This window comes from Bacillus sp. 22475 (genome assembly GCF_052044835.1).
In the GTDB taxonomy this organism is placed as follows: domain Bacteria; phylum Bacillota; class Bacilli; order Bacillales; family Bacillaceae_G; genus Bacillus_A; species Bacillus_A cereus.
The window spans coordinates 82,510-104,534 of record NZ_JBQENW010000002.1 but is presented as its reverse complement, the minus strand read 5'-3'; the positions used below and the strand labels follow the sequence as shown (position 1 = coordinate 104,534).

The following is a 22,025-nucleotide window of genomic DNA, read 5'->3' as shown; positions in this document are numbered from 1 at the left end:
AAACAGAATTTTCAGAAAAATTTCAATAAATGTTCAAAAAATACACTTGAAAAATCAAGGCGTTAAATTTGTGATGAAATGGTACTTTTGAGTAAATAAAAAATCAGGCTTATTTCAAAAGTGAAATAAGCCTGTTCCATAGGAGGATGTATATATGTAGAGTGAATAAAAGTTTGGAAAAGGGGATCCAAGTCCTTTTATTCAACTAACTACCTTAATAGATTGGAACCCAGCCTTCAGTTGTCACAAAAATACGAATAGCTACAACTTGACGATCATCTTGCAAGGTAAAATAATGTCTTGCATTTTCAGGAACAGATATTAGATCGCCTGGCTCAAGTTCAACATCAAAGAATTTCCCATCTTTGCCTTCAATAGCGAAAATGCCATGACCACTGACGATAAAGCGGACTTCGTCGTCTGTATGATGATGTTCTTTTTGGAAATTAATTAATAATTCGTCAAGGTTAGGTGTGCTATTAGAAAGTGAAATTACATCATATGCTTTATAACCTCGACGTGCTGAAACATCAGCGATTTCTTTTGAAAAAACAGCTAATATTTCAGCTTTGTTTTCATCTGTTAAAGAATAATTTTCATTTAAATGAGTAGGAAGTTTAGAAATATTCCATTTCTCATATAAAACGCCTTCCTCTTGTAGAAATTTAGATACTTCCACTTCATTTTCAATACGAGTATTTACTTCATGAATACGAATTTGCGCCATTAGAAACGCCTCCTTGAATTGATAATAGTTTTATATGAAATTGGAATAAAAACTCATAAGCTTCTAATCTCTTCTTTGCATCAAAGCTATCTCGGCCCCATACGGTAATACCGTGGTTACGGATTAATACCGCTCCCGAATCACCTTGTATATGCTTTCGGAAGTTTTCTCCAAGCGTTGGGATATGGGCATGGTTTTCGATAATAGGAATGTGAATTGTTGCACCTTCTTCCCAAATATCGAGAGCTTTAATAATTTCTTGATTTTGAAGGGTAACTGCATCACTATATAAATTTGTGATGACATTATTATCAGTTGTATGAACATGAAGTACGCACCCGGCATTCGTATTGTTATAAATATGTGTATGCAATATTGTTTCTGCTGAAGGGCGTAATTCAGTCTCTAAAACGGGAACTCCTACATGATCTACTAATAGAAAATCATCTGGAGTGGTTTTTGTTTTATCTTTACCGCTTGCTGTAATGAGAAAAGTAAGTGGCTCATGACTAACTTTTATAGAAATATTACCACTTGTTGCTGGGAACCAATTTCGAGTTGTTAATTCTTTTTTTATCTCGCTTAAGTCATACCATTGACGAAAAAGTTGTTTCATGATTTCACCTCCAACAAATGTTTTAATTCATTTTGAATATCATGGAATGTTTCAAACGGTGTATAAGCAATATAATTCTCTTCACACTTTGTAATAAGGAAGTCACGAGCAAATACTTTATCTGCTTGTTTCGCAGCTTGTAAATCAGTAATTGAATCTCCAATCACAATATGGAAGTCATTCGTATCACTCAATTTACGGATGAGTGATGATTTACATAATCCGCAATGATTTTGACAATGATGATCACAAGGATGAGGCCAATTCACCGTAATGTATTCATTTGAAAAATCTGTTTCATTACAGTAAATTTGCTCTTTTGGAATGAGTCCTTGTAAGAGTGGATAGACGAAGAAATCCATTCCACCTGATATAACGTAAAAAGAAATGTTATTTTCATTTACAAATTGTATAAATTCATGAAAACCATTACGAATTTCAGCAGTTTCTATTAAAAATTGAATAATTTCATCGTGCAGATGAGTAGGTATTAATCGAAATAATTGAGAAACACCTTCTTGAATAGATAGCTCTTGTGATAAAATTCTATTCTTTACTTCTTCAGCTTCTGGTGGTGCGAATTTTTCCATAATGGACATAATGTTATCATTATTTGTAATCGTGCCATCGAAATCACAAAACACTTGAATACTCATAATTTCACCTCATGAGAGGGATTTCCCCATATTTGTAGTGCACTATGTAAATTAATTTCATCTACTTCATGGAGTGGTTTATTTTGCAAAGTAGCATCAATTGCAGTACGGAAAGCTTTACCACCGCCTTGCGCTCCATTTGGATGTCCATGTATCCCGCCGCCAGCATTAATAACAACATCTTTACCGAAATCTCGTACAATAAAGGGAACGAAACCAGGGTGAATACCAGCAGATGGAACAGAAAAGCTCTTCTTGAAAAATGCATCGTCTTCAGTTAAATATTTTGAGATAGCAAGAGCTTCCTCTTTTTCTAGCGCAACACTTCCGTATGGAGATGGGAATAATGAAAAGTCAGCCCCAGCATAGCGTAGTAGCTTTCCGAGTAATAATGGAGATGAAATTCCATATAACTTAGATGCTGAATAAGCACCACTTACAGCAGGGTGTGCCATAATAGGAACTGGGATTTCATCATCTTCTGCAAGTGATTGTAGTACATCTAGTCCGTAAGCAAATACGTTAAATAATAGAATATCAGCTCCAGCTTGCACTGCACGTTTCGCATTTTCTTTTAAATCAAAAGTTCGTCCTGTTAAATTTACGGCATATAACGTTTTATGTCCGTATGTTTCATATACGGATTGTAAAACTTCTTTTCCAGATACAATGCGTTTCGTAAGTGGTGTTAATGCATTTTCAAATAATATTTCATCATCTTTTACTATATCTACACCACCACTTGCTTGATCACGTAATTGCGTTTTTAAATACCCAATATTTCGTCCAATCATTCCTTTAAAAATACTCATTAAAAGGGGACGATCATGCACTTGTAAAAGGTTTCGAATACCATCTATCCCGAATTTTGGACCAGGAAAATGTTTTTTTAACTCGTCTGAAAAAGTTAAGTCAATTAATTTTACTTCGCCATCAAGGGATAGCTTTCCAAATGTAGTCGTTAAAATTGCTGGTAAATCTGGACTGAAGTTTAATAACGGATATTCGATTTTAATAATTCCGCGTTTTACTTTTTTACGTAAATACGAATTCGTATGTTCATGTTCAGCTAATTCCTCAATATGAATGACGTTGCCTTTATGTTGCTTTAATTGTTCTTGCAATAATTGTGGCAAATGAGTCCAAGAGCCAATTGTTAAACCGAGTGCAATTTGCTCAGCTTTTTTTTCTAAGTTATGTGAATCATCATGGATTAAATACGTCGCTATAATTCCGTTCATTGTTATAACCTCCTAGTTAAATAAAAAAACCTCTCAGCTAAGGAGAGGTTTTTTTACAACCAGCTCCTTATCTGTCAGCGTAATGCTGCGAGAATTAGCACCGTGTCTACAATTGTAGATCGGTTGCCGGGTTTCGTCGGGCTCGTCCCTCCACCTGCTCTTGATAAGAAGTATTTAGAAATGTTTAAATTTTTAAGATAACTGAATTTTGTCAGATATTTTTCATGTTGTCAATTACTTTTTGAAAAAATTTAATTTATCAATTCGATTAATGGCTTCTCGTAATCTATCTTCTGTATGTAAGAGACCAACACGGACATACCCTTCGCCATGTTCACCAAATCCAACACCAGGAGCAACTGCAACATGTGCTTTTTCTAGTAAAATATCAGCAAATTGCTCAGAGGTATATCCTTTTGGAACAGGAAGCCATGCAAAGAATGACCCTGTTGGAATGTCTACATTCCAACCAATTGATTGACAAGCCGAAATAAGAGCGTTTCGTCGAGATTCGTAACTATTTACAAGGTCTATTACGCAAGACTGTGAACTTAATAGTGCTTCGCGAGCAGCATCTTGAACTGCGCCAAAAATACTAACATACATATGATCTTGCAATAAGTTAATGGTTTCAATGACACTTTCATTCCCTACTGCAAAAGCAATACGCCATCCAGCCATATTGAAAGTTTTCGATAACGTGTAAATTTCAATTCCTATATCTTTCGCACCGTCTGCTTGCAAGAAACTAACAGGTTTTTGACCATCAAATCCGATAGCGCCGTAAGCGAAATCGTGAACAACTAATATATTATGTTTATTAGCAAAATGAATGGTTGTATCAAAAAAATCTTTTGATGCAGTAGCACCTGTAGGGTTATTTGGATAGTTTAAAAACATTAACTTTGCACGCTCAGCGATAGAGTCGTCAATTTTTTTATAATCCGGTAAAAAATGATTTTCTGCAATAAGCGGCATGGTTTCAAAGTGTGCCTTTGCTAAGGCAACCCCAGATAAATAATCTGGATAGCCTGGATCCGGAACGAGAATTGTATCACCAGGATTTGTAAAACAAATTGGTAATTCTACTAGTCCAGCCTTCCCACCAAACAAAATAGCAACTTCAGTTTTTGGGTTTAATTCGACGCCGTATTCACGTTTATAGAATGTAGTCACGGCTTCCTTTAAGCTTTCATGTCCGCGAAATGGCGGATATTTATGATGAATGGTCTTTCCGGCAGCATCTTGTAAAGCTTTTACGATATGCTGCGGTGTTGGTTGATCTGGATTACCTTGACCTAGATTAATAACATCGTGACCAGCTGCAACGACTTTGTTAACTTTTGCAACAAGTGAAGCGAAAAATTGTGTTGGCAATGATGTTACTATCTCAGAAGGTTGAAATGATTTCATACTTTCCACCTCTTTTGAAAGTTGTTACAATTCTAGTGACAAATGATATAATCTTTCCAGTATTTTGTAAAGAAAAAAATAAGAATGGGGCTGAAAAAATGAAAGTCGCATGTATTCAAATGGATATTGTTTTTGGAGATGTAGAAAAAAATATTGAGAATGCTAAAAATAAAATAAGCGAAGCTATGAAGGAAAGGCCAGATGTTATCGTCTTACCAGAACTATGGACAACAGGATATGATTTAACGAGACTTTCTGAAATTGCAGATAGGGATGGAGTGGAAACGAAAGAAAAGTTAATAGAATGGGCGAAGCAATATGATGTACATATTGTTGGTGGTTCTATAGCAAAGCAAACAGAGCAAGGTGTTACAAATACGATGTATGTTGTAAATAATGAAGGACAGCTAGTCAACGAATATAGTAAAGTACATTTATTTCAGCTTATGGATGAACATAAATATTTAATAGCCGGTAATGGTACGGGCGAATTTAAGCTAGATGATGTTGAATGCGCTGGAACAATTTGTTATGATATTCGTTTTCCAGAGTGGATGCGTGTCCATACTGCTAAAGGGGCAAAAGTATTATTTGTTGTAGCTGAATGGCCATTAGTTCGTTTAGCACATTGGCGTTTGCTATTGCAAGCAAGAGCAGTTGAAAATCAGTGTTATGTTGTTGCATGTAATAGAGCAGGAAAGGATCCAAATAATGTATTTGCGGGTCATTCTTTAATTGTGGACCCTTGGGGTGAAGTTGTAGTAGAGGCGAATGAAGAGGAATCAATTTTATTTGGAGAGCTTGAATTCGAGAAAATTAAAGAAGTACGTAAAGGAATTCCAGTTTTTGCGGATCGCCGTCCAGAATTATACAAATAAAATGTTGACAAGTGATTTTTATTCTTGGTATAGTCTTCAACATAAAGTTAAAAATTCAAAAAATTATACAACTCTTATCAAGAGCAGGTGGAGGGATTTGGCCCGATGAAGCCCAGCAACCGACCGTAATACCATTGTGAAATGGGGCGTTTATTACGCCAAAAGGCACGGTGCTAATTCCAGCAGAAAGTAAAACTTTCTGGCAGATAAGAGGGGAGAAGATAAACTTCAAACCTCTTTCTTAGTGGAAAGAGGTTTTTCTATGTTAGAAAAACCTCTGAATTTAAAAAGGGGGAGAAGACGATGGGATATTATTCATTAACAGAAATAACAGCTGTACAATATGCGAAAGATCATGGCTATTTTGAAGCGAAGGCAAATGTCGTTTGTCATGAAATTGGAGACGGAAACTTAAATTACGTGTTCAAATTAGATGATGGAGAGAAATCAATTATAATAAAACAAGCACTGCCTTATGCGAAAGTAGTTGGTGAAAGCTGGCCATTGTCTATAAAAAGAGCAACGATTGAAAGCAAGGCATTACAAATTTTTGCGCAGTATGTACCGGATTATGTTCCAGTAGTGTACAGTCATGATGAAGAGTTAGCGATAACGGTAATAGAAGACTTATCAAGACTAACAATTACAAGAAAAGGATTAATAGACGGAGAAGAATATCCGCTTTTATCCCAGCATATCGGCCGTTTTCTAGCACATGTTTTATTTTACACTTCAGATTTTGGTTTGCAGTCAGAAGAGAAGAGGGTACTAGAAGGTACCTTTGTAAATCCGGACCTTTGTAAAATTACAGAGGATTTAGTGTTTACAGATCCGTTTGGACATTATGATACAAATGATTATGAGCCAGATTTACAGCTCGTGGTTGATGAACTTTGGAGTGATAAAACTTTAAAACTAAAAGTAGCACAATATAAATATAAGTTCTTAACAAGAAAAGAAACTCTTATTCATGGTGATTTACATACTGGTAGTATTTTTTCGTCACCTTCTGAAACGAAAGTGATTGATCCAGAATTTGCGACATATGGCCCATTTGGATTTGACATAGGTCAATTTATTGCAAATCTATTACTAAATGCTTTATCTAGAGAAGAAGAAAAAAGAAGTGTGCTATTTTTCCATATAGAAAAGACGTGGAGTTATTTTGTAGAAACTTTTACAAAGTTATGGATTGGAGAAGGTGTAGAAGCATATACGAAAGAAAAACAATGGTTACCAATTATTTTGCAAAATATCTTTACTGATGCAGTTGGATTTGCCGGATGTGAACTGATTCGTAGAACAATTGGTTTAGCTCATGTAGCAGATTTAGATGAAATAGAAAATAAAGAAACAAGAATTCAAGCTAAGAAACAAGCGCTATCCTTAGGTAAAGAACTAATAAAATATGAATCTAAAAGTGCTGATATTCAACTGTTTCGAACATTATTTCAACAGACAGTTTCAGGGGGCGTAAAAGCGTGAGTACAATTGTTACTGTTCCGAGATCTGTAAGCTGGAAAGGTGATGCAATTGCGGTATTAAATCAAACGAAATTGCCGCATAGCACAGAATACAAAACATTGACGACTATTGAAGAGGTTTGGAAAAGCATCGTAATGTTAGAAGTACGAGGAGCGCCTGCAATTGGAATTGTAGCTGCATTTGGCTTGGCGCTTGCATCAAAAAAATATAACACTGTACATATTGAAGAATTTCAAAAGAAGTTTAATAGAGATTGTAATTATTTAGGAACGTCACGCCCGACAGCAGTAAATTTATTTTGGACAATTGATCGTATGAGAGAATCTATTCGAGAGATTACTACAATAAAAGAAGCACAAAAAACATTAGAAGAAGAAGCGCTTCGCATTCAGCAGGAAGATGAAGAGGTGTGCCGAAATATTGGGGAATATGCGTTAACATGTTTTAAAGATGGCGATAATATTTTAACAATCTGTAACGCTGGAAGTATCGCAACTGCCAGATATGGAACTGCATTAGCTCCCTTTTATATTGGAAAAGAGAAAGGTGTGCGTTTACATGCATATGCGTGTGAAACGAGACCAGTTTTACAAGGTGGTCGCTTAACGACCTGGGAATTGAAGCAAGCAAATATTGATGTGACCCTTATTACAGATAATACTGCAGCTCATGCTATTCAAACGAAAGAAATAAATGCAATTATTGTAGGGGCGGATCGAATTGTCGCAAATGGAGATACGGCAAATAAAATAGGGACAATGAATTTAGCTATTTTAGCAAAGCACTTTGATATCCCATTTTATGTTGCTGCGCCACTGTCAACATTTGATGTTACGAAAGAAACTGGAGCCGAAATAATTATTGAAGAAAGAGATGAAACAGAAGTTACGAAAATCTTTGGAAAACAAGTAGCACCAATTGGAACGAGTGTTTATAACCCTGCATTTGACGTAACACCGAACGAATTAATTACAGGAATTATTACTGAGAAAGGTATTATAAGCGGGGATTATAAAAGAGAAATTGCATCATTATTTGAAAAACAGGCTAATACATAATAGCTTGTTTTTTTATGCCTAAATGCATTGTTTTCTCTTACTTATATAATGAAAGGAGGAGAAGAGGATGGAAGAGTGGATCAAGATGATAGGTAATGTAGGGTTTCCAATTGTTGTAACATTATATTTACTCCACCGTATTGAAAGTAAATTAGAGGGGGTAATTGTTGCAATTGAGAAGCTCCCGCGGCAATTACTAAAGTACGAAGATCCTCGTAATAAAAAATAAAGTTTGCTCTTCTTGAGCAAACTTTATTTTTTATTGAGCAGTATAGCCACCATCGATAACGACAGCTTGACCAGTTATACCTTTAGCTTTTTCACTCGCTAAAAACATAGCATAATCAGCGATTTCTTGTACTTGTAATAAGCGCTTTTGTGGGACGAGTGGATAAATAACATCTTCTAAAACATTTTCAAGTGGTACATTTCGTGTAGTAGCTAAGTCTTGTAGTTGATTACGTACAAGAGGGGTATCGACATAACCAGGGCAAAGGGCATTAACAGTAATACCATGCGTAGCACCTTCTAAAGCGGCAACTTTTGTTAATCCAATTACGCCATGTTTTGCACTATTGTAGGCAGCTTTTCCAGCAAACCCGACAAGGCCGTTAATAGAAGCGACATTAATAATACGACCATATTTTTGTTGTTTCATAATCGGAAAGGCATGCTTAATTGCGATAAACGGAGCAATTTGCATAATTTGAATTAGTAGCTCAAACTTTTCCGTTGGAAAGTCTTCAATGGGTGAAACGTGTTGCATTCCTGCGTTGTTAATTAATATATCTAATGAACCGAAATGACTAACTGTTTGAGAAATTGATGCTGTAATTTCCTCTTCAGATGTAACGTCACATTTTAAACCGATAGCTTGAAAACCTTCATTTTGTAATTGTTCAGCTGCTTCTTTCGCACGTTCTTCAAGACGATCAGTAATCACAACTTTTGCACCTTCTTTTGCAAAAGCACTTCCCATTTCATATCCAATACCACTCGCAGCACCTGTTAAAAAGACAACTCGATTTGTAACCATGATGAAAAACATCCCTTCATAATAAAGTTTTCATAGTGCTCTATTTAGAGAGGTTATAATGAAAATCCTGCAAACATTTGGAAAAAATATCGTTAGCTATCTTGTTTTGCAAAATAGTCTTTGCTATACTATTTTGTAAAGCAAGATACTTACGCTTATCTATCTTGTAAAACAAGATAGCAGGAGGATTTGAATTATGTCGACAAGTCAAATGCTGAAAGGGATCTTAGAAGGATGCTTACTTGCTATTATTTCTGAAGGCGAAATATACGGTTATGAAATGAGTGAGAAGCTAGCAAAGTATGGTTTTACAATGGCGAGTGAGGGAAGTATTTATCCGTTATTAATACGAATGCAAAAAGAAGGATTAATAACAAGCGTAATGAAGGAATCTCCATCTGGTCCAAAGAGAAAATATTACACATTAACAGAAAAAGGCGAGGAAGCACTTGATGAATTTATGGATCGCTGGGAAGCCATGCAAAGTAGTGTAGAACGTCTACTTGAAGGGAAGGGAAGGAGAAAATAATGTTATCAAGTGAAGCACGAAAGTTTTTGTTAGATATGAGATTATTTTTGACGGCAAAGAGTGTGAAAGAAAGTGATATTGAAAACTTTTTAGAAGACGCAGAACTTCATTTAATAGAAGGTGAGAGTGAGGGGAAGAGTGTAGAAGATATTTTCGGAAGCTCACCGAAAGAATATGCAAATGAACTTGTAAAAGTGATGGAAAGAGATAGACAGGAAACGTGGAAGCAAATTGGTTTTACAGTAATGAATATCGTATCTTTTTGGATTATTGCTTCTATCTTAATAGTGAGTAATGGAATGTTACAGATTTCACTTATTCAGTGTATCGGTTACAGTTTTTCATTGATTTTAGTTGTTATGGGTCCTAATTTTCTACTTCGCAAAATGAGCTTCGTCACAAGCTTTACAAAAATATGGTTTTCCATGTGGTCTTTAGTTATGATTGCTCCATTGTTTTTATTAGGAGCTGTTACGATATTAGATGTGATATATCCTACAAAAATGCTCACATTCACCGAAGTCCAAAGTTATATAGTAGCTGGTGGGATTTTTATCATCACAGTAGCGATAAATATATATTTTGAAGGATGGTTTAAAAACTTATATTTAATCATTCCGCTTTCTATTATGTTAATGTTTAAAACATTTACATCTGAAGATCTCATGCCAATGTTATTTCAAATTATATGTTTATATGGAAGTTTATTTATTTTAATTTTCCTTGAAATTATGATGAAGACGAATAGAAGAAAAATGGTTAAATAAGGGAGTGGTTATAATGAATGTTTCTAAAGAAGGAGAAAAGTTTTTAATCGATACGAAAGTATATTTAATAACAAAAGGGATTAAAGAAGAAGAGATGGACGCCTTTCTAGAAGATGCAGAGCTTCATTTAATAGAAGGTGAAAAAAAGGGGAAGACGGTAAGGGACATATTTGGTGACTCACCAAAAGAGTATGCGGAAGAATTAGCGAAAGAGATGGAGAAGGATAAAAGCGGGAGTATAAAGACTATTTTAGGAATGATAATTGGAATAGGAGGATATTGGTTACTTACAAATATTTTATTTGGAAATCCGAATCAACAATTTACGTTAACGAATGTACAGTTAATCGGTTATCCTATCGTTTTAATCATTACGATTATTGGAACGATTGTTGCGTTTAGAATGTCTTCTTTTAAAAGTAAATTAGTAGAGTTTGGAATTATTTATGTAGCAGTGATGATACCTATTTTATTATTAGTGTTATTAATATTTATGAATAAATGGTATGGGACGCCAATTTTACAATTGTCGACAATACAGACATATATATTAGCAGTAACTATATTTTTATTACTTCTTATTGGTGAAGTATATGTTCTTGGTTGGATGGGTGTTGTGGTACTAATTGTTCCTCTTGCGATTATGTTCTTATTTAAAGACTTAGAAGAAAGAAATGTATTTTGGGGAATTGCAAAGACCTTACTTATGTATGGAAGTATATATGGATTAATGAGATGGTCTTTAAAAATTGAAGAAAGAAAAATTGGGAACTAGAAATTCAATAAAAAGCGGCTGCTCTGGATATACAAAAAATTATTTCCAAAGAAATATTATATAGGGATTTTTAGAGGGATTACATTTACATTTAGTTGACTATTTTTATTTCTAGCAGCCGGGATTTGGTTTATTGATTGGAATAAGGTGTTTTAAACAGTAACATGAGGGTTACTGTTTTTTTCTTTGTAGTAAAGAGCTTTGTAAAGAGAGCGCTTTTTGTTCTGTTGTTAATAAGGAATGAATATGAACGTTTTCTGGACGAGGGACTATCGGATACATAAGATTTGTTGGAGAAGGGTGGTGCTCCGAACCGGTTGGAGAATGAGGATCTGCATGAGTAAGTTTTCCATGAATACGTCTTGTAAATAAAATATGACCGATTTCGTGAGCGAGCGTATATATATTTTTCATAGGAGCAGCCGAATTTGTTAAAACGATATAGCCAGTAAGTTGCTGTTGTTTTGCTAAAGAATAAGCGCAGGCAATTACTGCAGTTTCTTTGAAATAATCACTGCCAATATAACAAATATAAAGGTCGCATTCAGGAGCTTCATTTACACATGTTTGGAAAAAGGATGCCAACTTTTCTTGACTTTGAATGGAATTTTTATAACTGATTTCACGGTCAAAAAAACGGAAAAGTTCATTTAATACAATTACTTCTTGAATTTGAAATGTAATGGGGTGCCAAATTGATTCTGCAACAGCTAAATCTTTTGCGATGCGGTCATCAGAAATATCGGCGCCGGGAGTAATGCAAATACATATATTGACGTATGGATCCATAAGGAACACCTCAAATGAAAAAAAGTTCTTCCTATAATATATGTGGGAAAAAGATGTCATGTATGGATAAACGCCTTCTTTATTGAATATATAGATGACAAGTCGAAAAAATTTCATAGTTCTATAACATGGTATGGTCGTCTTTTTGATATAGTAAAGGAAAGGGGGAGAATATATGTATACATTAAAAATCGTTTCAGACAGAGAAGCACTTTATCAATTTGCGAGTTATGTAAGAGTTGTACAAGGGGTTGAAGATGTATATGTAGAGGTGGGAGAACCTTTATATGAACATCCTTTAATGAAGTTTTATGTACATATTAAGCTGAAAGAAACATATGAGCAGCATAAAGCGTTACAGGAAATAGCAAGATTAGTAGAATTGGGTCGTTTTACATATGTCCATTATCGTAATGATGAAATTGAGGAAGCTTTTGAAGCTGTAAAATATGAAAGTTTTAAGAAATAAAGATGAAAAAACGGAGGCGAAAGCTTCCTTTTTTTCTTTAAAATTACATGAACAAAAAGAGAGAAATTTTGTTATGATAAGGGAGGTTAGGGAAAGGGGAATTTACATATGGGGTATATTGAAGAGTTACGAAAAGTCGTTGGTACAAGACCGCTTATTCTCGTAGGATCAGCAATCATTATATTAAATGATAAACAAGAAGTATTGCTTCAATATCGTTCAGATACATATGATTGGGGTGTACCTGGCGGGGCGATGGAACTGGGTGAAACGACAGAAGAAACGGCACGTAGAGAGTTATTTGAGGAAACGGGGTTAACTGCAAAAATAATGCAATTTCTTGGTGTTCTATCAGGAAAAGAAGTATATTTCCGTTATCCGAATGGCGATGAAATTTTCAATGTCATTCATCTGTATCAGGCACATCATGTGAGCGGGGAATTAAAGCTCGATCATGAAGGGTTGAAACTTCAATATTTTCCAGTAGATAAGTTGCCAAAATTGAATGAAACGACAGAGAAAATTTTGCAAAAGTTTTTATATGCACTGACAGAATAGAAGGTTAATTCCTTCTATTTTTATTATATGAAATATTTTGATTTTTTAGTATGTTTATAGTATGATAGTTGTAGATATACATCTTATGGAATTTCACCTAAAAACTGACTAGGGTACATAAGAGAGGGGCAAGTACAAAATGCATAATGTTGTTATTACAGCTGCAGTTCGTTCACCAATTGGAACTTTTGGAGGAGCGCTAAAAAATGTAACGCCAGTAGAATTAGCTGTTCCTGTACTTCAGGAAGCTGTAAAACGAGGCGGGGTAGAACCACATGAAGTTGATGAAGTAATTTTAGGTCATTGTATTCAAAGAACTGATGAAGCAAATACGGCGAGAACAGCTGCATTAGCGGCAGGATTTCCTGACACAGTTACGGGATATACAATCCAACGCCAATGTTCTTCAGGTATGCAAGCAATTATGTCAGCTGCAATGCAAATCCAATTAGGTGTAAGTGATGTTGTTGTTGCAGGTGGAGTAGAAGCGATGAGTTCGAGCCCTTATGCATTGAAACAGCACCGCTGGGGACAACGTCTACAGCACGGAGAAATTCGTGATACGGTGTGGGAAGTGTTAGAAGATCCGATTCACCATATTATGATGGGTGAAACAGCGGAAAATTTAGTTGAACAATATGAAATTACAAGAGAGGAACAAGATGAAGTTGCGCTTCGTAGTCACACACTAGCACTACAAGCAATCGAGTCTGGATACTTTGACGATCAAATTGTTCCTATTACAATAAAAGAGCGTAGAAAAGAAATTGTATTTTCGAAGGATGAACATCCACGTGCAGATATTACAGCTGAGAAATTGGCTGGATTGAAGCCGGCATTCCGTAAAGATGGATCAGTAACTGCAGGGAATGCATCTGGTCTTAATGACGGGAGTGCAGTTCTAGTATTAATGAGCGAAGAAAAAGCGAAAGAAAAAGGTTTACAACCGTTAGCTAGAATTGTTGGATATTCAGTAGCTGGGGTAGATCCGAAAATTATGGGTATTGGACCAGCACCAGCAATTCGTAAAGGTTTAGAAAAAGTGGATTGGTCATTAGAAGATGCAGATTTACTTGAAATTAATGAAGCTTTCGCTGCTCAATATTTAGCTGTAGAGAAAGAGTTAGGCTTAGACCGTGAAAAAGTGAACGTAAACGGTAGTGGCGTAGGACTTGGGCATCCAATTGGTTGTACAGGGGCTCGTATTACAGTAAGTTTAATTCACGAATTAAAAAGACGTGGGTTAGAAAAAGGAATTGCCTCTTTATGCGTCGGTGGCGGTATCGGGGTTGCCTTATTTATAGAAGCACTATAAAAAAGAAGCAGCTATTGCTGCTTCTTTTTTTACGACTCAAATAGATGATGGAATAATCGATCGCGACTTTCAAAGAAAAGTTTCGTCGTTTGGTAATGCTCAGTTTCTTCTAATGTGGATTCGTGAATTCCCTCTTGTGTTAAAGAGTATATAGTAGATTCAGGGTAAGCCATTAAAATAGGAGAATGCGTCGCAATAACAAATTGTGAACCTTGTTCCGCTAGCTCATGCATTCGAATGAGCATGGAAAGTTGTCTCATCGGTGATAGAGCGGCCTCAGGCTCATCTAAAATGTATAAACCTTGTCCTGAAAAACGGTTCATAAATAATGAGAAGAATGATTCACCGTGTGATTGTTTGTGTAGTGAGATACCACCATAAGAGTTGATAACCGGATTCCCACGTGCTTCTCTATCAGCATCTATTTCATCAATATAAGAAGCAACGTTATAAAATGATTCAGCGCGAAGAAAGAAACCGTCGTTTGGTGTATTGAAACTTTTTGAAATTCGAAGGTATTCATGTAAAGATGAATGGGAATCGTTTGTGCTAAAGCGGAAGTTCTTCGTTCCACCTTCTGCATTAAAACCTAACGCAATTGCAATTGCTTCGAGTAATGTTGATTTACCTGTTCCGTTTTCTCCAATAATGAATGTTACATTTGGATGGAAAGCTAGTGATTGTAATGTTCGGATAGCGGGTAAGCAGTAAGGATATGCGGAAAAACTAGGGATATTTTCTTTTTTTAACGTGACATTTTGTAAAAAGGGTACGTCAATCAATATATAAACCTCAATTCATAACGGATTTTGATTCTAAAAAGACAGCAAATACAAGTGTTAATGACACCTGAATTCCTTCCTTATTTTCTGAATATTTTATGTGGATTATATCATTTAAACTATCATATTCCAATGTGAAAATAAATATTGCATGAAAATCCATTCTCTCGTTATGATAGATGGTATTCTATTGAAAATGTGAGAAGGAGTTAAAGTATGCCGTTTACATTTGCACATCCAGCAGCAGTTCTTCCTTTTGCGAAAAAGCATTCTGAACATATTTCAGTAAAGGCTCTTATATTAGGTAGTATGGCGCCTGACTTTGAATATTTTTTATACTTTAGAGCCTATGGTGTTATTGGCCATACATGGCTTGGGTTCTTATATTTAAATTTACCGCTTGTATTTCTACTCGCATACATATATCATTACATTTTAAAAAAGCCGTTTATAACGCATTTACCTAAACCGTTTGCTGGTTATTATTCATATGCAATAGATGAGAGGTGGGGGCTACATACCTGGAAAGAATTCTTTGTATTTTGCTATTCTGCATTATTCGGTATGCTCACGCATGTCGTTTGGGATGCATTTACTCATAATACAGGCTATTTCGTTATGAAAATACCATTGTTACAAATTGAATTACGCAGTATTCCATTGTATAAATATATGCAACATGGGAGTACATGTGTTGGCTTATTATTACTATTATACGTACTATGGAAGTATAAAGATGAAACAGGGAAAGATATAATTGTAGCTTCAGAAAAAAGAAAGTATTGGGTTTCGATAATCATTGTGACAGCTTTTATATTTATCGTGCATGCGTTCCTAGATCCCTATTTTCATATTTTCCAAATTGGAGGTATAATAGTATCTGGACTGACAAGTTCATTTTGTGGACTTGTCATTGTTTCTATAGTTTACAAAGCAAGGGACTAATTTTATATTCATGAATGATAGCGTTAGGAGAAATGAAATGATGAAAGCATGGAAAAGTATTTTTGTTTTATGTAGTTTTCTTCTTATGTTAAGTGGTTGCTTCCATCAAGAAGAAAAGAAAGCTGAACCGAAGAAGAAAGAATCTATTCCTGAAACGAAAGAATATGGTGGGCGTGAGCTGAAAAAAGTAGGACAAAAAGTGAAAGAAACAGGATGGGGTACTTTCAAGTTAGAGCAGATGCATTCTGTGAATCAAACATTTGAAGTAGCGCCAATGAAAATTCACGTACAAGATGTGAAAGTAATCTCTTTATCACAAATGAGTGAAAAGGCAAAAAATACATTGAAAGTATACACGGCACTAACTCCTGAAGAAGTAAAACGTAGATTAGGGGATAAAGTAAGCCAAGAAGATGCAGAATTATATGCATCGCTAAGTGGAACAGAGATTAGTAATACAATTCGTTACGTTGAGATTACATATAAAGTGGAGAATAGCGGAAATAAAAATATGCAATTTTTCTCTATGAATGATGTTATGATTAATGGTAAGCAACATTTTAAAGTAGCCACTCAAAACTTTTTATATGACGAAGATACGTTAGTTGGTACAAAAAATGTATCAAGAGAAGACTATAAGCCTGGTGAAATAAGAGATGGTATTATTGGTTTAATACTTGACGATGGAAAAGACAAGGTAAAGGATATTCAGTTTACAACTGATGATTTACTTGCAGGAGATTCAGAAACACAAGATGTTGTAAAAGAGCCACAAACGTTTAACATCTCACTAAAATAATGTAAGAAAAAACAGCCAGCATTCAAATATTATGCTGACTGTTTTTTTATTTCTTTTATGTATGAATCTATATTTTGAAAAGGCACCTTAATTTTAAACGCATCTTTTTGTTCATTAAATTGCTTTTCATTGTAGGGACCGAAACGTTTATTGTGCTTTACGTCAATAATCCAATAATGTTCACTTTTTTTATTTGCAATTGCTGCGTCAGGGTTATTTGGATCTGATTTTTCCTCAGTTTGTTTTGCAATAATGTATTTATCATCCCAAGCAATGTCTGTAATTTTTGCAGGGATGTATTGTGTGGCATATACAGCATCTTGCGAGGGGAAAAGTTCAAATGCATTTCCAGAAGTACGTATGAGTTCGTATTCATCGTTAACCGTATAAGTTAAGTGACTTGTGTTTCCTGCACAACCAGTTAATAGGAAGGCGACGAATAGGATTATCCATTTTTTCAATATGGGAACCTCCTTTATAATGCTATTGTAACAAATTGTACAAGAAAAGTAAGAGAAACGCTAGTTTACAATGTTTTTTAGAAGTGGTACGATGAGACGGGTAAAGAAGGATATGAAGGAGTCGACATAAAATGAAGTTAAAGATGCATCGTCCAGCGCTTGTAATGAATCGCATAGGTGCTTCCCTAATTGACATGTTTTTAATCTCGGTTATGTATGGTGCAGTAGTAGCTATTATGACCGGAAACTATAGTGCTATGTTTAAGCGCTTTAATATAAGCTTAGGTGATTTTAGATATGATTTCGCAGTAGTTTTCATATTAATGGCGATATATTTTATTGTGTTACCCTTTATTTGGAACGGTGTTACACTTGGCAAAAAGGTAACAAGAATAAAATTAATTTCATTGAAGAGTGAAAAGCTAACGTTGCAAACATTAATTATAAGATTTTTTGTAGTGTTATTACCCAACGTATTGCTATTAGGAATTCCATTAATATGTAACGTATATATGATGTTGTTCCGCAAAGACAATTGCGGTTTTCAGGACTTAATTACAAAGACGAAAATAATAAGTCTTGTATAATAAAATAAAAAAAGACCCTTTTTATATATAAAAGGGTCTTTTTTTATTTTATAAGTATATTGTGAATATTTACAGTAAGGAAAAGCTTAAATGTGTCATTTCTATTTATAATAGATTGAAAATTAAGATAATGGTATAATAATTAAAAATAATATCTTTATCTCACCATTTGGGGCTGATTAAAGTTTTACTTTATATAATAAGGGGGAAGTTGAGATGACAGGAGGTAGCATAATTTTTTGGGGCATTCTCATTTTTATCGGTCTAGTTCTTGATCAGCGTAAGAGTAAGAAAAAAGAAGGATAAAAAGTAAACGTTTACAAATCGAATAGCAATTTTTCTTGCTTGCAGAATAATCTCATAAAGGAGTATACTGAATGACGGTAAGACTTATAGAAGGGGTAATGAAAATGAAGCTTGCAGGAAAAGTTGCTATCGTAACTGGCGGTGGCATCGGTATTGGACGTAATACAGCTCTTTTGTTGGCTAAACAAGGCGCAAAAGTAATTGTGACGGACATTGATCAAGAAAGTGGACAAGCAACAGTGGAGGAAATTACGAATCTAGGCGGAGAAGCCCTTTTTGTATTCTATGATATGGAAAAGCAAGGAGATTGGCAACGCGTTATTAGCATTACTTTGAATGCATTCAATCGCATTGACATGCTTTTTCAAAATGCTGGTTTATATAAAATAGATTCTATTTTTTCTCGCCAACAAGAGAACGATTCCAATGTACTTTGTATTAATGACGTTTGGATAGAGATAAAACAATTAACGTCATCTTTTATGAAACAGCAAGAAGAAGTGGTGCTTAGTGATTTACCGATTTTCGGTATTATTGGCACGAAAGGACAATCATTTCATACAGTAGAAGCCCTAGTATAATAATGAAAACCGCCCTCAATATATGTGGACGGTTTTTTTGTATGTTATATAGAAGGAAATTTTTTTAGCGAATACGTTGTTCTGTTTGGCTGTCAAAGAAATGCGCTTTATTTAAATCAAATGCCAATTTAATTTGGTCTCCAGGTGAGAATATATGTCTTGCATCAACACGTGCTGCAAAATCTTGATTTCCAAGTTTCATATATAAAATAGATTCAGCACCTAACAATTCAGCAACTTCAATTTTTGTTGTGAAAGTAGTAGATTGTGAAGCTTCTAAAAATAGTAGTTCATCATGAATGTCCTCCGGGCGAATACCTAAAACAATTTCCTTATTTACATAGCCTTGTTCACGTAGCATCTTCATTTTTCCTTCAGATACTTTGATTTTTATAGTATTGTCTATAACGAAATCGGTTTCAGTCAATTTACCACGGAAGAAGTTCATCGCTGGTGACCCGATAAATCCACCCACGAAAATGTTTTCTGGTGTTTCATATACTTCTTTTGGTGTTCCAATTTGTTGAATCTTTCCATCCTTCATAACGACAAGACGCGAAGCCATAGTCATTGCTTCTGTTTGGTCATGTGTTACATAAATTGTTGTTGTTCCAAGGCGATGATGTAGCTTAGAAATTTCTGAGCGCATTGCAACACGGAGTTTAGCATCTAAGTTTGATAATGGTTCATCCATTAAGAAAACTTTTGCATCTCGAACGATTGCTCTACCTAACGCAACACGTTGGCGCTGTCCACCTGATAATGCTTTCGGTTTTCTATCTAAATATTGTTCAAGTCCTAAAATTTTTGCTGCATCTTTCACACGACGATCGATTTCATCTTTTGGTATTTTTCGAAGTTTTAATCCAAATGCCATATTATCATATACACTCATATGTGGATAAAGAGCGTAGTTTTGGAAGACCATTGCGATATCTCGATCTTTTGGAGGAACATCATTCATTAGTTTACCATCAATTGAAAACTCGCCTTTTGAAATATCTTCAAGTCCAGCTACCATTCGTAATGTTGTAGATTTTCCGCATCCAGAAGGACCGACAAATACGATAAATTCTTTATCTTGAATGTGTAAATTAAAATCAGTTACAGCTGTTACGTTATTATCATATATCTTATAAATGTTTTCTAATTTAAGTTCTGCCATGGTATTTCCCCCTAGAAATAATTATGCAAACGTTTTCTTTGAGTTCATTATAAACGAATAGATTCAAAAAATAAATAAAAAAATAAAACGTTTTCATATATTGGAGAGTTATTAGTGATTTTCGCATGTTTTCTTAGAAAAAGAACAATAAAAATTGTAAGCGCTATTTTAAATTGAGATAGAATCTGTTATCATTCATTAATGAAAACGTTTGCGCCTTAAAAAAAGAAAAATGAATTATGAATGAAATGGGGTAGCATAATGGAAAAACAATGGTGGAAAGAAAGCGTAGTATATCAAATTTATCCTCGTAGCTTTATGGATAGTAACGGTGATGGTATAGGAGATCTTCAAGGGATTATTTCAAAGCTAGATTACTTAAAAGAATTAGGAATTGATGTGATTTGGTTATCACCAGTCTATGAATCTCCAAATGATGATAATGGTTATGATATAAGCGATTATTGTAAAATTATGAACGAATTCGGAACAATGGAAGATTGGGATGAGCTATTACATGAAATGCATGAACGCAATATGAAACTGATGATGGATTTAGTTGTTAATCATACATCTGATGAACATAATTGGTTTATTGAATCACGCAAATCAAAAGATAATAAATATAGAGATTACTATATATGGCGTCCTGGAAAAGAAGGGAAAGAACCGAACAACTGGGGAGCTGCTTTTAGTGGATCTGCATGGCAGTATGATGAAATGACGGATGAATATTATTTACATCTGTTTTCTAAAAAACAGCCAGATTTAAACTGGGATAATGAAAAGGTAAGACAAGATGTTTATGAGATGATGAAGTTTTGGTTAGAAAAAGGAATTGATGGATTCCGCATGGATGTTATTAATTTTATTTCTAAAGAGGAGGGATTACCAGCTGTTGAAACAGAAGAAGAGAGGTATGTTTCAGGTCATAAGCATTTTATGAACGGTCCAAACATTCATAAATATTTACATGAAATGAATGAGGAGGTATTATCGCATTATGATATTATGACGGTTGGTGAAATGCCTGGTGTAACGACAGAAGAAGCGAAATTGTATACTGGAGAAGAACGAAAAGAGTTGCAAATGGTATTCCAATTTGAACATATGGATTTAGATTCAGGAGAAGGTGGAAAGTGGGATGTAAAACCATGCTCACTTCTTACTTTAAAAGAGAATTTAACAAAGTGGCAAAAAGCATTAGAGCATACCGGATGGAATAGCCTTTATTGGAATAATCATGATCAGCCTCGCGTTGTATCTCGTTTCGGTAATGATGGAATGTATCGCATTGAATCAGCAAAAATGTTAGCGACAGTTCTTCATATGATGAAAGGAACGCCATATATTTATCAAGGTGAAGAAATCGGAATGACGAACGTTCGATTCCAATCAATTGATGAATATCGAGATATTGAAACGTTAAATATGTATAAAGAAAAAGTGATAGACCATGGTGAAGATATAGAAAAAGTAATGGAATCTATTTATATAAAGGGTCGTGATAATGCTAGAACTCCGATGCAGTGGAATGATCAGAATCACGCTGGATTTACAAAAGGTGAACCTTGGATTACTGTAAATCCTAACTATAAAGAGATTAATGTGAAACAAGCAATCCAAGATGAAGGTTCAATTTTTTATTACTATAAGAAATTAATTGAACTACGCAAAAATAATGAAATAGTTGTATATGGATCATATGATTTAATATTAGAGAATAATCCTTCTATTTTTGCTTATGTAAGAACATATGGAGACGAAAAACTACTTGTTATTGCAAACTTTACTGCGAATGAAAGTGTATTTGAAATGCCTGAAGATATTAGTTATAGTGAATCAGAATTATTCATACACAATTACGATGTAGAAATCGGATCGATAGATAACATTACATTACGTCCGTATGAAGCGATAGTATTCAAATTGAAATAAGAAAAAGCCTTATGCCACCATGAAGTGACCCCCGAAAGTTAGACAGGTTGTTTCATTAGGCAGCCTCTAGGGTATGAGCCCGGTATTGTACTGGGCTCATACCCTTTAATTTTGCCTTAATTCTTTTATGATTATAGTATTCTATATAC

The 22,025-nt window shown here is 34.7% G+C and carries 27 protein-coding genes, 1 pseudogene and 2 riboswitches; of the genes and pseudogenes, 17 read left to right on the top strand and 11 right to left on the bottom strand.

The annotated features are described in order from the left end of the window. Positions 1-214: 214 nt before the first annotated feature. The 5 genes from ACTJJY_RS03795 to ACTJJY_RS03775 form a co-directional block, all read right to left on the bottom strand. Complete coding sequence (locus ACTJJY_RS03795) at positions 215-727, bottom strand: 1,2-dihydroxy-3-keto-5-methylthiopentene dioxygenase (protein ID WP_029443178.1); 513 nt, start codon at positions 725-727, stop codon at positions 215-217. Beyond that, positions 705-1,343 (bottom strand): methylthioribulose 1-phosphate dehydratase, encoded by a 639-nt coding sequence (locus tag ACTJJY_RS03790; protein WP_000811341.1) that lies wholly within the window; start codon positions 1,341-1,343, stop codon positions 705-707. The genes ACTJJY_RS03795 and ACTJJY_RS03790 overlap by 23 nt, the downstream gene beginning before the upstream one ends. Then, the gene (gene mtnX, locus ACTJJY_RS03785; protein WP_000027487.1) at positions 1,340-1,999 is read right to left on the bottom strand and encodes a 2-hydroxy-3-keto-5-methylthiopentenyl-1-phosphate phosphatase; all 660 of its coding nucleotides are present in this window, start codon (positions 1,997-1,999) and stop codon (positions 1,340-1,342) included. Before mtnX ends, ACTJJY_RS03790 begins: the two co-directional genes overlap by 4 nt. After that, positions 1,996-3,240, bottom strand: a complete 1,245-nt coding sequence (gene mtnW, locus ACTJJY_RS03780) for a 2,3-diketo-5-methylthiopentyl-1-phosphate enolase (RefSeq protein ID WP_440605041.1) — start codon at positions 3,238-3,240, stop codon at positions 1,996-1,998. The genes mtnX and mtnW overlap by 4 nt, the downstream gene beginning before the upstream one ends. A gap of 64 nt (positions 3,241-3,304) precedes the next feature. Next, positions 3,305-3,410, bottom strand: a riboswitch (SAM riboswitch). Positions 3,411-3,474: 64 nt separating this feature from the next. Next, on the bottom strand, positions 3,475-4,653 hold the full coding sequence (locus ACTJJY_RS03775) for a pyridoxal phosphate-dependent aminotransferase (RefSeq protein WP_440605040.1): 1,179 nt from the start codon (positions 4,651-4,653) through the stop codon (positions 3,475-3,477). Positions 4,654-4,667: 14 nt separating this feature from the next. Between ACTJJY_RS03775 and ACTJJY_RS03770 the strand changes: the two genes are divergently transcribed. The 4 genes from ACTJJY_RS03770 (at position 4,668) to ACTJJY_RS03755 (ending at position 8,303) form a co-directional block, all read left to right on the top strand. Then, complete coding sequence (locus ACTJJY_RS03770; RefSeq protein WP_016512349.1) at positions 4,668-5,531, top strand: carbon-nitrogen family hydrolase; 864 nt, start codon at positions 4,668-4,670, stop codon at positions 5,529-5,531. Positions 5,532-5,602: 71 nt separating this feature from the next. After that, positions 5,603-5,744: riboswitch (SAM riboswitch) on the top strand. A 90-nt stretch (positions 5,745-5,834) separates the two neighbouring features. Next, positions 5,835-7,016 carry an S-methyl-5-thioribose kinase gene (mtnK, locus tag ACTJJY_RS03765; RefSeq protein ID WP_000542674.1) on the top strand — a complete coding sequence of 394 codons (1,182 nt, stop codon included), beginning with the start codon at positions 5,835-5,837 and terminating at the stop codon, positions 7,014-7,016. After that, a complete protein-coding gene (mtnA, locus tag ACTJJY_RS03760) occupies positions 7,013-8,074 on the top strand; it encodes an S-methyl-5-thioribose-1-phosphate isomerase (RefSeq protein WP_440605039.1) in 1,062 nt (353 codons plus the stop codon). The genes mtnK and mtnA overlap by 4 nt, the downstream gene beginning before the upstream one ends. Before the next feature lie 67 nt (positions 8,075-8,141). Beyond that, a complete protein-coding gene (locus tag ACTJJY_RS03755; RefSeq protein WP_000393338.1) occupies positions 8,142-8,303 on the top strand; it encodes a YvrJ family protein in 162 nt (53 codons plus the stop codon). A 30-nt stretch (positions 8,304-8,333) separates the two neighbouring features. Here the strand turns inward: ACTJJY_RS03755 and ACTJJY_RS03750 are convergent, their stop codons facing one another. After that, complete coding sequence (locus ACTJJY_RS03750; protein WP_016080416.1) at positions 8,334-9,110, bottom strand: 3-hydroxybutyrate dehydrogenase; 777 nt, start codon at positions 9,108-9,110, stop codon at positions 8,334-8,336. A gap of 196 nt (positions 9,111-9,306) precedes the next feature. Between ACTJJY_RS03750 and ACTJJY_RS03745 the strand changes: the two genes are divergently transcribed. The 4 genes and pseudogenes from ACTJJY_RS03745 to ACTJJY_RS03730 form a co-directional block, all read left to right on the top strand. Continuing rightward, positions 9,307-9,639 carry a PadR family transcriptional regulator gene (locus ACTJJY_RS03745; RefSeq protein ID WP_000107977.1) on the top strand — a complete coding sequence of 111 codons (333 nt, stop codon included), beginning with the start codon at positions 9,307-9,309 and terminating at the stop codon, positions 9,637-9,639. Then, positions 9,639-10,406 (top strand): DUF1129 domain-containing protein, encoded by a 768-nt coding sequence (locus tag ACTJJY_RS03740; RefSeq protein WP_440605038.1) that lies wholly within the window; start codon positions 9,639-9,641, stop codon positions 10,404-10,406. The genes ACTJJY_RS03745 and ACTJJY_RS03740 overlap by 1 nt, the downstream gene beginning before the upstream one ends. Positions 10,407-10,419: 13 nt before the next feature. Next, positions 10,420-11,181, top strand: coding sequence for a DUF1129 domain-containing protein (locus ACTJJY_RS03735; RefSeq protein WP_440605037.1), 762 nt, complete (start codon positions 10,420-10,422; stop codon positions 11,179-11,181). 12 nt (positions 11,182-11,193) lie between these two features. Then, positions 11,194-11,280, top strand: a pseudogene (locus ACTJJY_RS03730) (DNA-binding protein); the annotation flags it as partial. 72 nt (positions 11,281-11,352) lie between these two features. On the opposite strand, the gene ACTJJY_RS03725 reads toward ACTJJY_RS03730, so the two are convergent. After that, positions 11,353-11,970: an ImmA/IrrE family metallo-endopeptidase gene (locus ACTJJY_RS03725; RefSeq protein ID WP_000371606.1), complete on the bottom strand. Its 618-nt coding sequence runs from the start codon at positions 11,968-11,970 to the stop codon at positions 11,353-11,355. Positions 11,971-12,145: 175 nt separating this feature from the next. On the opposite strand from ACTJJY_RS03725, the gene ACTJJY_RS03720 reads away from it, so the two are divergent. The 3 genes from ACTJJY_RS03720 (at position 12,146) to ACTJJY_RS03710 (ending at position 14,312) form a co-directional block, all read left to right on the top strand. Continuing rightward, entirely contained in the window at positions 12,146-12,439 is a 294-nt protein-coding gene (locus ACTJJY_RS03720) for a DUF3928 family protein (RefSeq protein WP_000288330.1), read from the top strand. 108 nt (positions 12,440-12,547) lie between these two features. Continuing rightward, complete coding sequence (locus ACTJJY_RS03715) at positions 12,548-12,997, top strand: NUDIX hydrolase (protein ID WP_002005651.1); 450 nt, start codon at positions 12,548-12,550, stop codon at positions 12,995-12,997. A gap of 139 nt (positions 12,998-13,136) precedes the next feature. After that, positions 13,137-14,312, top strand: coding sequence for an acetyl-CoA C-acetyltransferase (locus tag ACTJJY_RS03710; protein ID WP_000552080.1), 1,176 nt, complete (start codon positions 13,137-13,139; stop codon positions 14,310-14,312). A gap of 29 nt (positions 14,313-14,341) precedes the next feature. On the opposite strand, the gene ACTJJY_RS03705 is transcribed toward ACTJJY_RS03710, so the two are convergent. Next, a complete protein-coding gene (locus tag ACTJJY_RS03705) occupies positions 14,342-15,094 on the bottom strand; it encodes an AAA family ATPase (RefSeq protein WP_440605036.1) in 753 nt (250 codons plus the stop codon). Positions 15,095-15,310: 216 nt separating this feature from the next. On the opposite strand from ACTJJY_RS03705, the gene ACTJJY_RS03700 reads away from it, so the two are divergent. After that, positions 15,311-16,039: a DUF4184 family protein gene (locus ACTJJY_RS03700; RefSeq protein WP_440605035.1), complete on the top strand. Its 729-nt coding sequence runs from the start codon at positions 15,311-15,313 to the stop codon at positions 16,037-16,039. A gap of 37 nt (positions 16,040-16,076) precedes the next feature. Further along, positions 16,077-16,838 carry a hypothetical protein gene (locus ACTJJY_RS03695; RefSeq protein WP_000973899.1) on the top strand — a complete coding sequence of 254 codons (762 nt, stop codon included), beginning with the start codon at positions 16,077-16,079 and terminating at the stop codon, positions 16,836-16,838. A gap of 29 nt (positions 16,839-16,867) precedes the next feature. On the opposite strand, the gene ACTJJY_RS03690 is transcribed toward ACTJJY_RS03695, so the two are convergent. Next, positions 16,868-17,299, bottom strand: a complete 432-nt coding sequence (locus tag ACTJJY_RS03690) for a DUF3997 domain-containing protein (protein ID WP_440605034.1) — start codon at positions 17,297-17,299, stop codon at positions 16,868-16,870. Positions 17,300-17,430: 131 nt separating this feature from the next. Here ACTJJY_RS03690 and ACTJJY_RS03685 point away from each other — a divergent pair, with 131 nt between their 5' ends. The 3 genes from ACTJJY_RS03685 to ACTJJY_RS03675 all read left to right on the top strand — a co-directional run bounded on the left by ACTJJY_RS03685 (position 17,431) and on the right by ACTJJY_RS03675 (position 18,773). Next, positions 17,431-17,886 (top strand): RDD family protein, encoded by a 456-nt coding sequence (locus ACTJJY_RS03685; RefSeq protein ID WP_000769080.1) that lies wholly within the window; start codon positions 17,431-17,433, stop codon positions 17,884-17,886. Positions 17,887-18,102: 216 nt separating this feature from the next. Then, the gene (locus ACTJJY_RS03680) at positions 18,103-18,192 is read left to right on the top strand and encodes a hypothetical protein (RefSeq protein ID WP_000145638.1); all 90 of its coding nucleotides are present in this window, start codon (positions 18,103-18,105) and stop codon (positions 18,190-18,192) included. A gap of 71 nt (positions 18,193-18,263) precedes the next feature. Next, complete coding sequence (locus ACTJJY_RS03675; protein ID WP_089171708.1) at positions 18,264-18,773, top strand: SDR family NAD(P)-dependent oxidoreductase; 510 nt, start codon at positions 18,264-18,266, stop codon at positions 18,771-18,773. A gap of 64 nt (positions 18,774-18,837) precedes the next feature. Here the strand turns inward: ACTJJY_RS03675 and ACTJJY_RS03670 are convergent, their stop codons facing one another. Beyond that, positions 18,838-19,938 carry an ABC transporter ATP-binding protein gene (locus ACTJJY_RS03670; RefSeq protein ID WP_000818934.1) on the bottom strand — a complete coding sequence of 367 codons (1,101 nt, stop codon included), beginning with the start codon at positions 19,936-19,938 and terminating at the stop codon, positions 18,838-18,840. Between the two features lie 261 nt (positions 19,939-20,199). Between ACTJJY_RS03670 and malL the strand changes: the two genes are divergently transcribed. Further along, a complete protein-coding gene (malL, locus tag ACTJJY_RS03665; RefSeq protein WP_440605033.1) occupies positions 20,200-21,876 on the top strand; it encodes an oligo-1,6-glucosidase in 1,677 nt (558 codons plus the stop codon). 55 nt (positions 21,877-21,931) lie between these two features. Here the strand turns inward: malL and ACTJJY_RS03660 are convergent. Then, the coding region (locus ACTJJY_RS03660; protein WP_154214490.1) for an IS3 family transposase at positions 21,932-22,025 on the bottom strand (94 nt) is incomplete at its 5' end.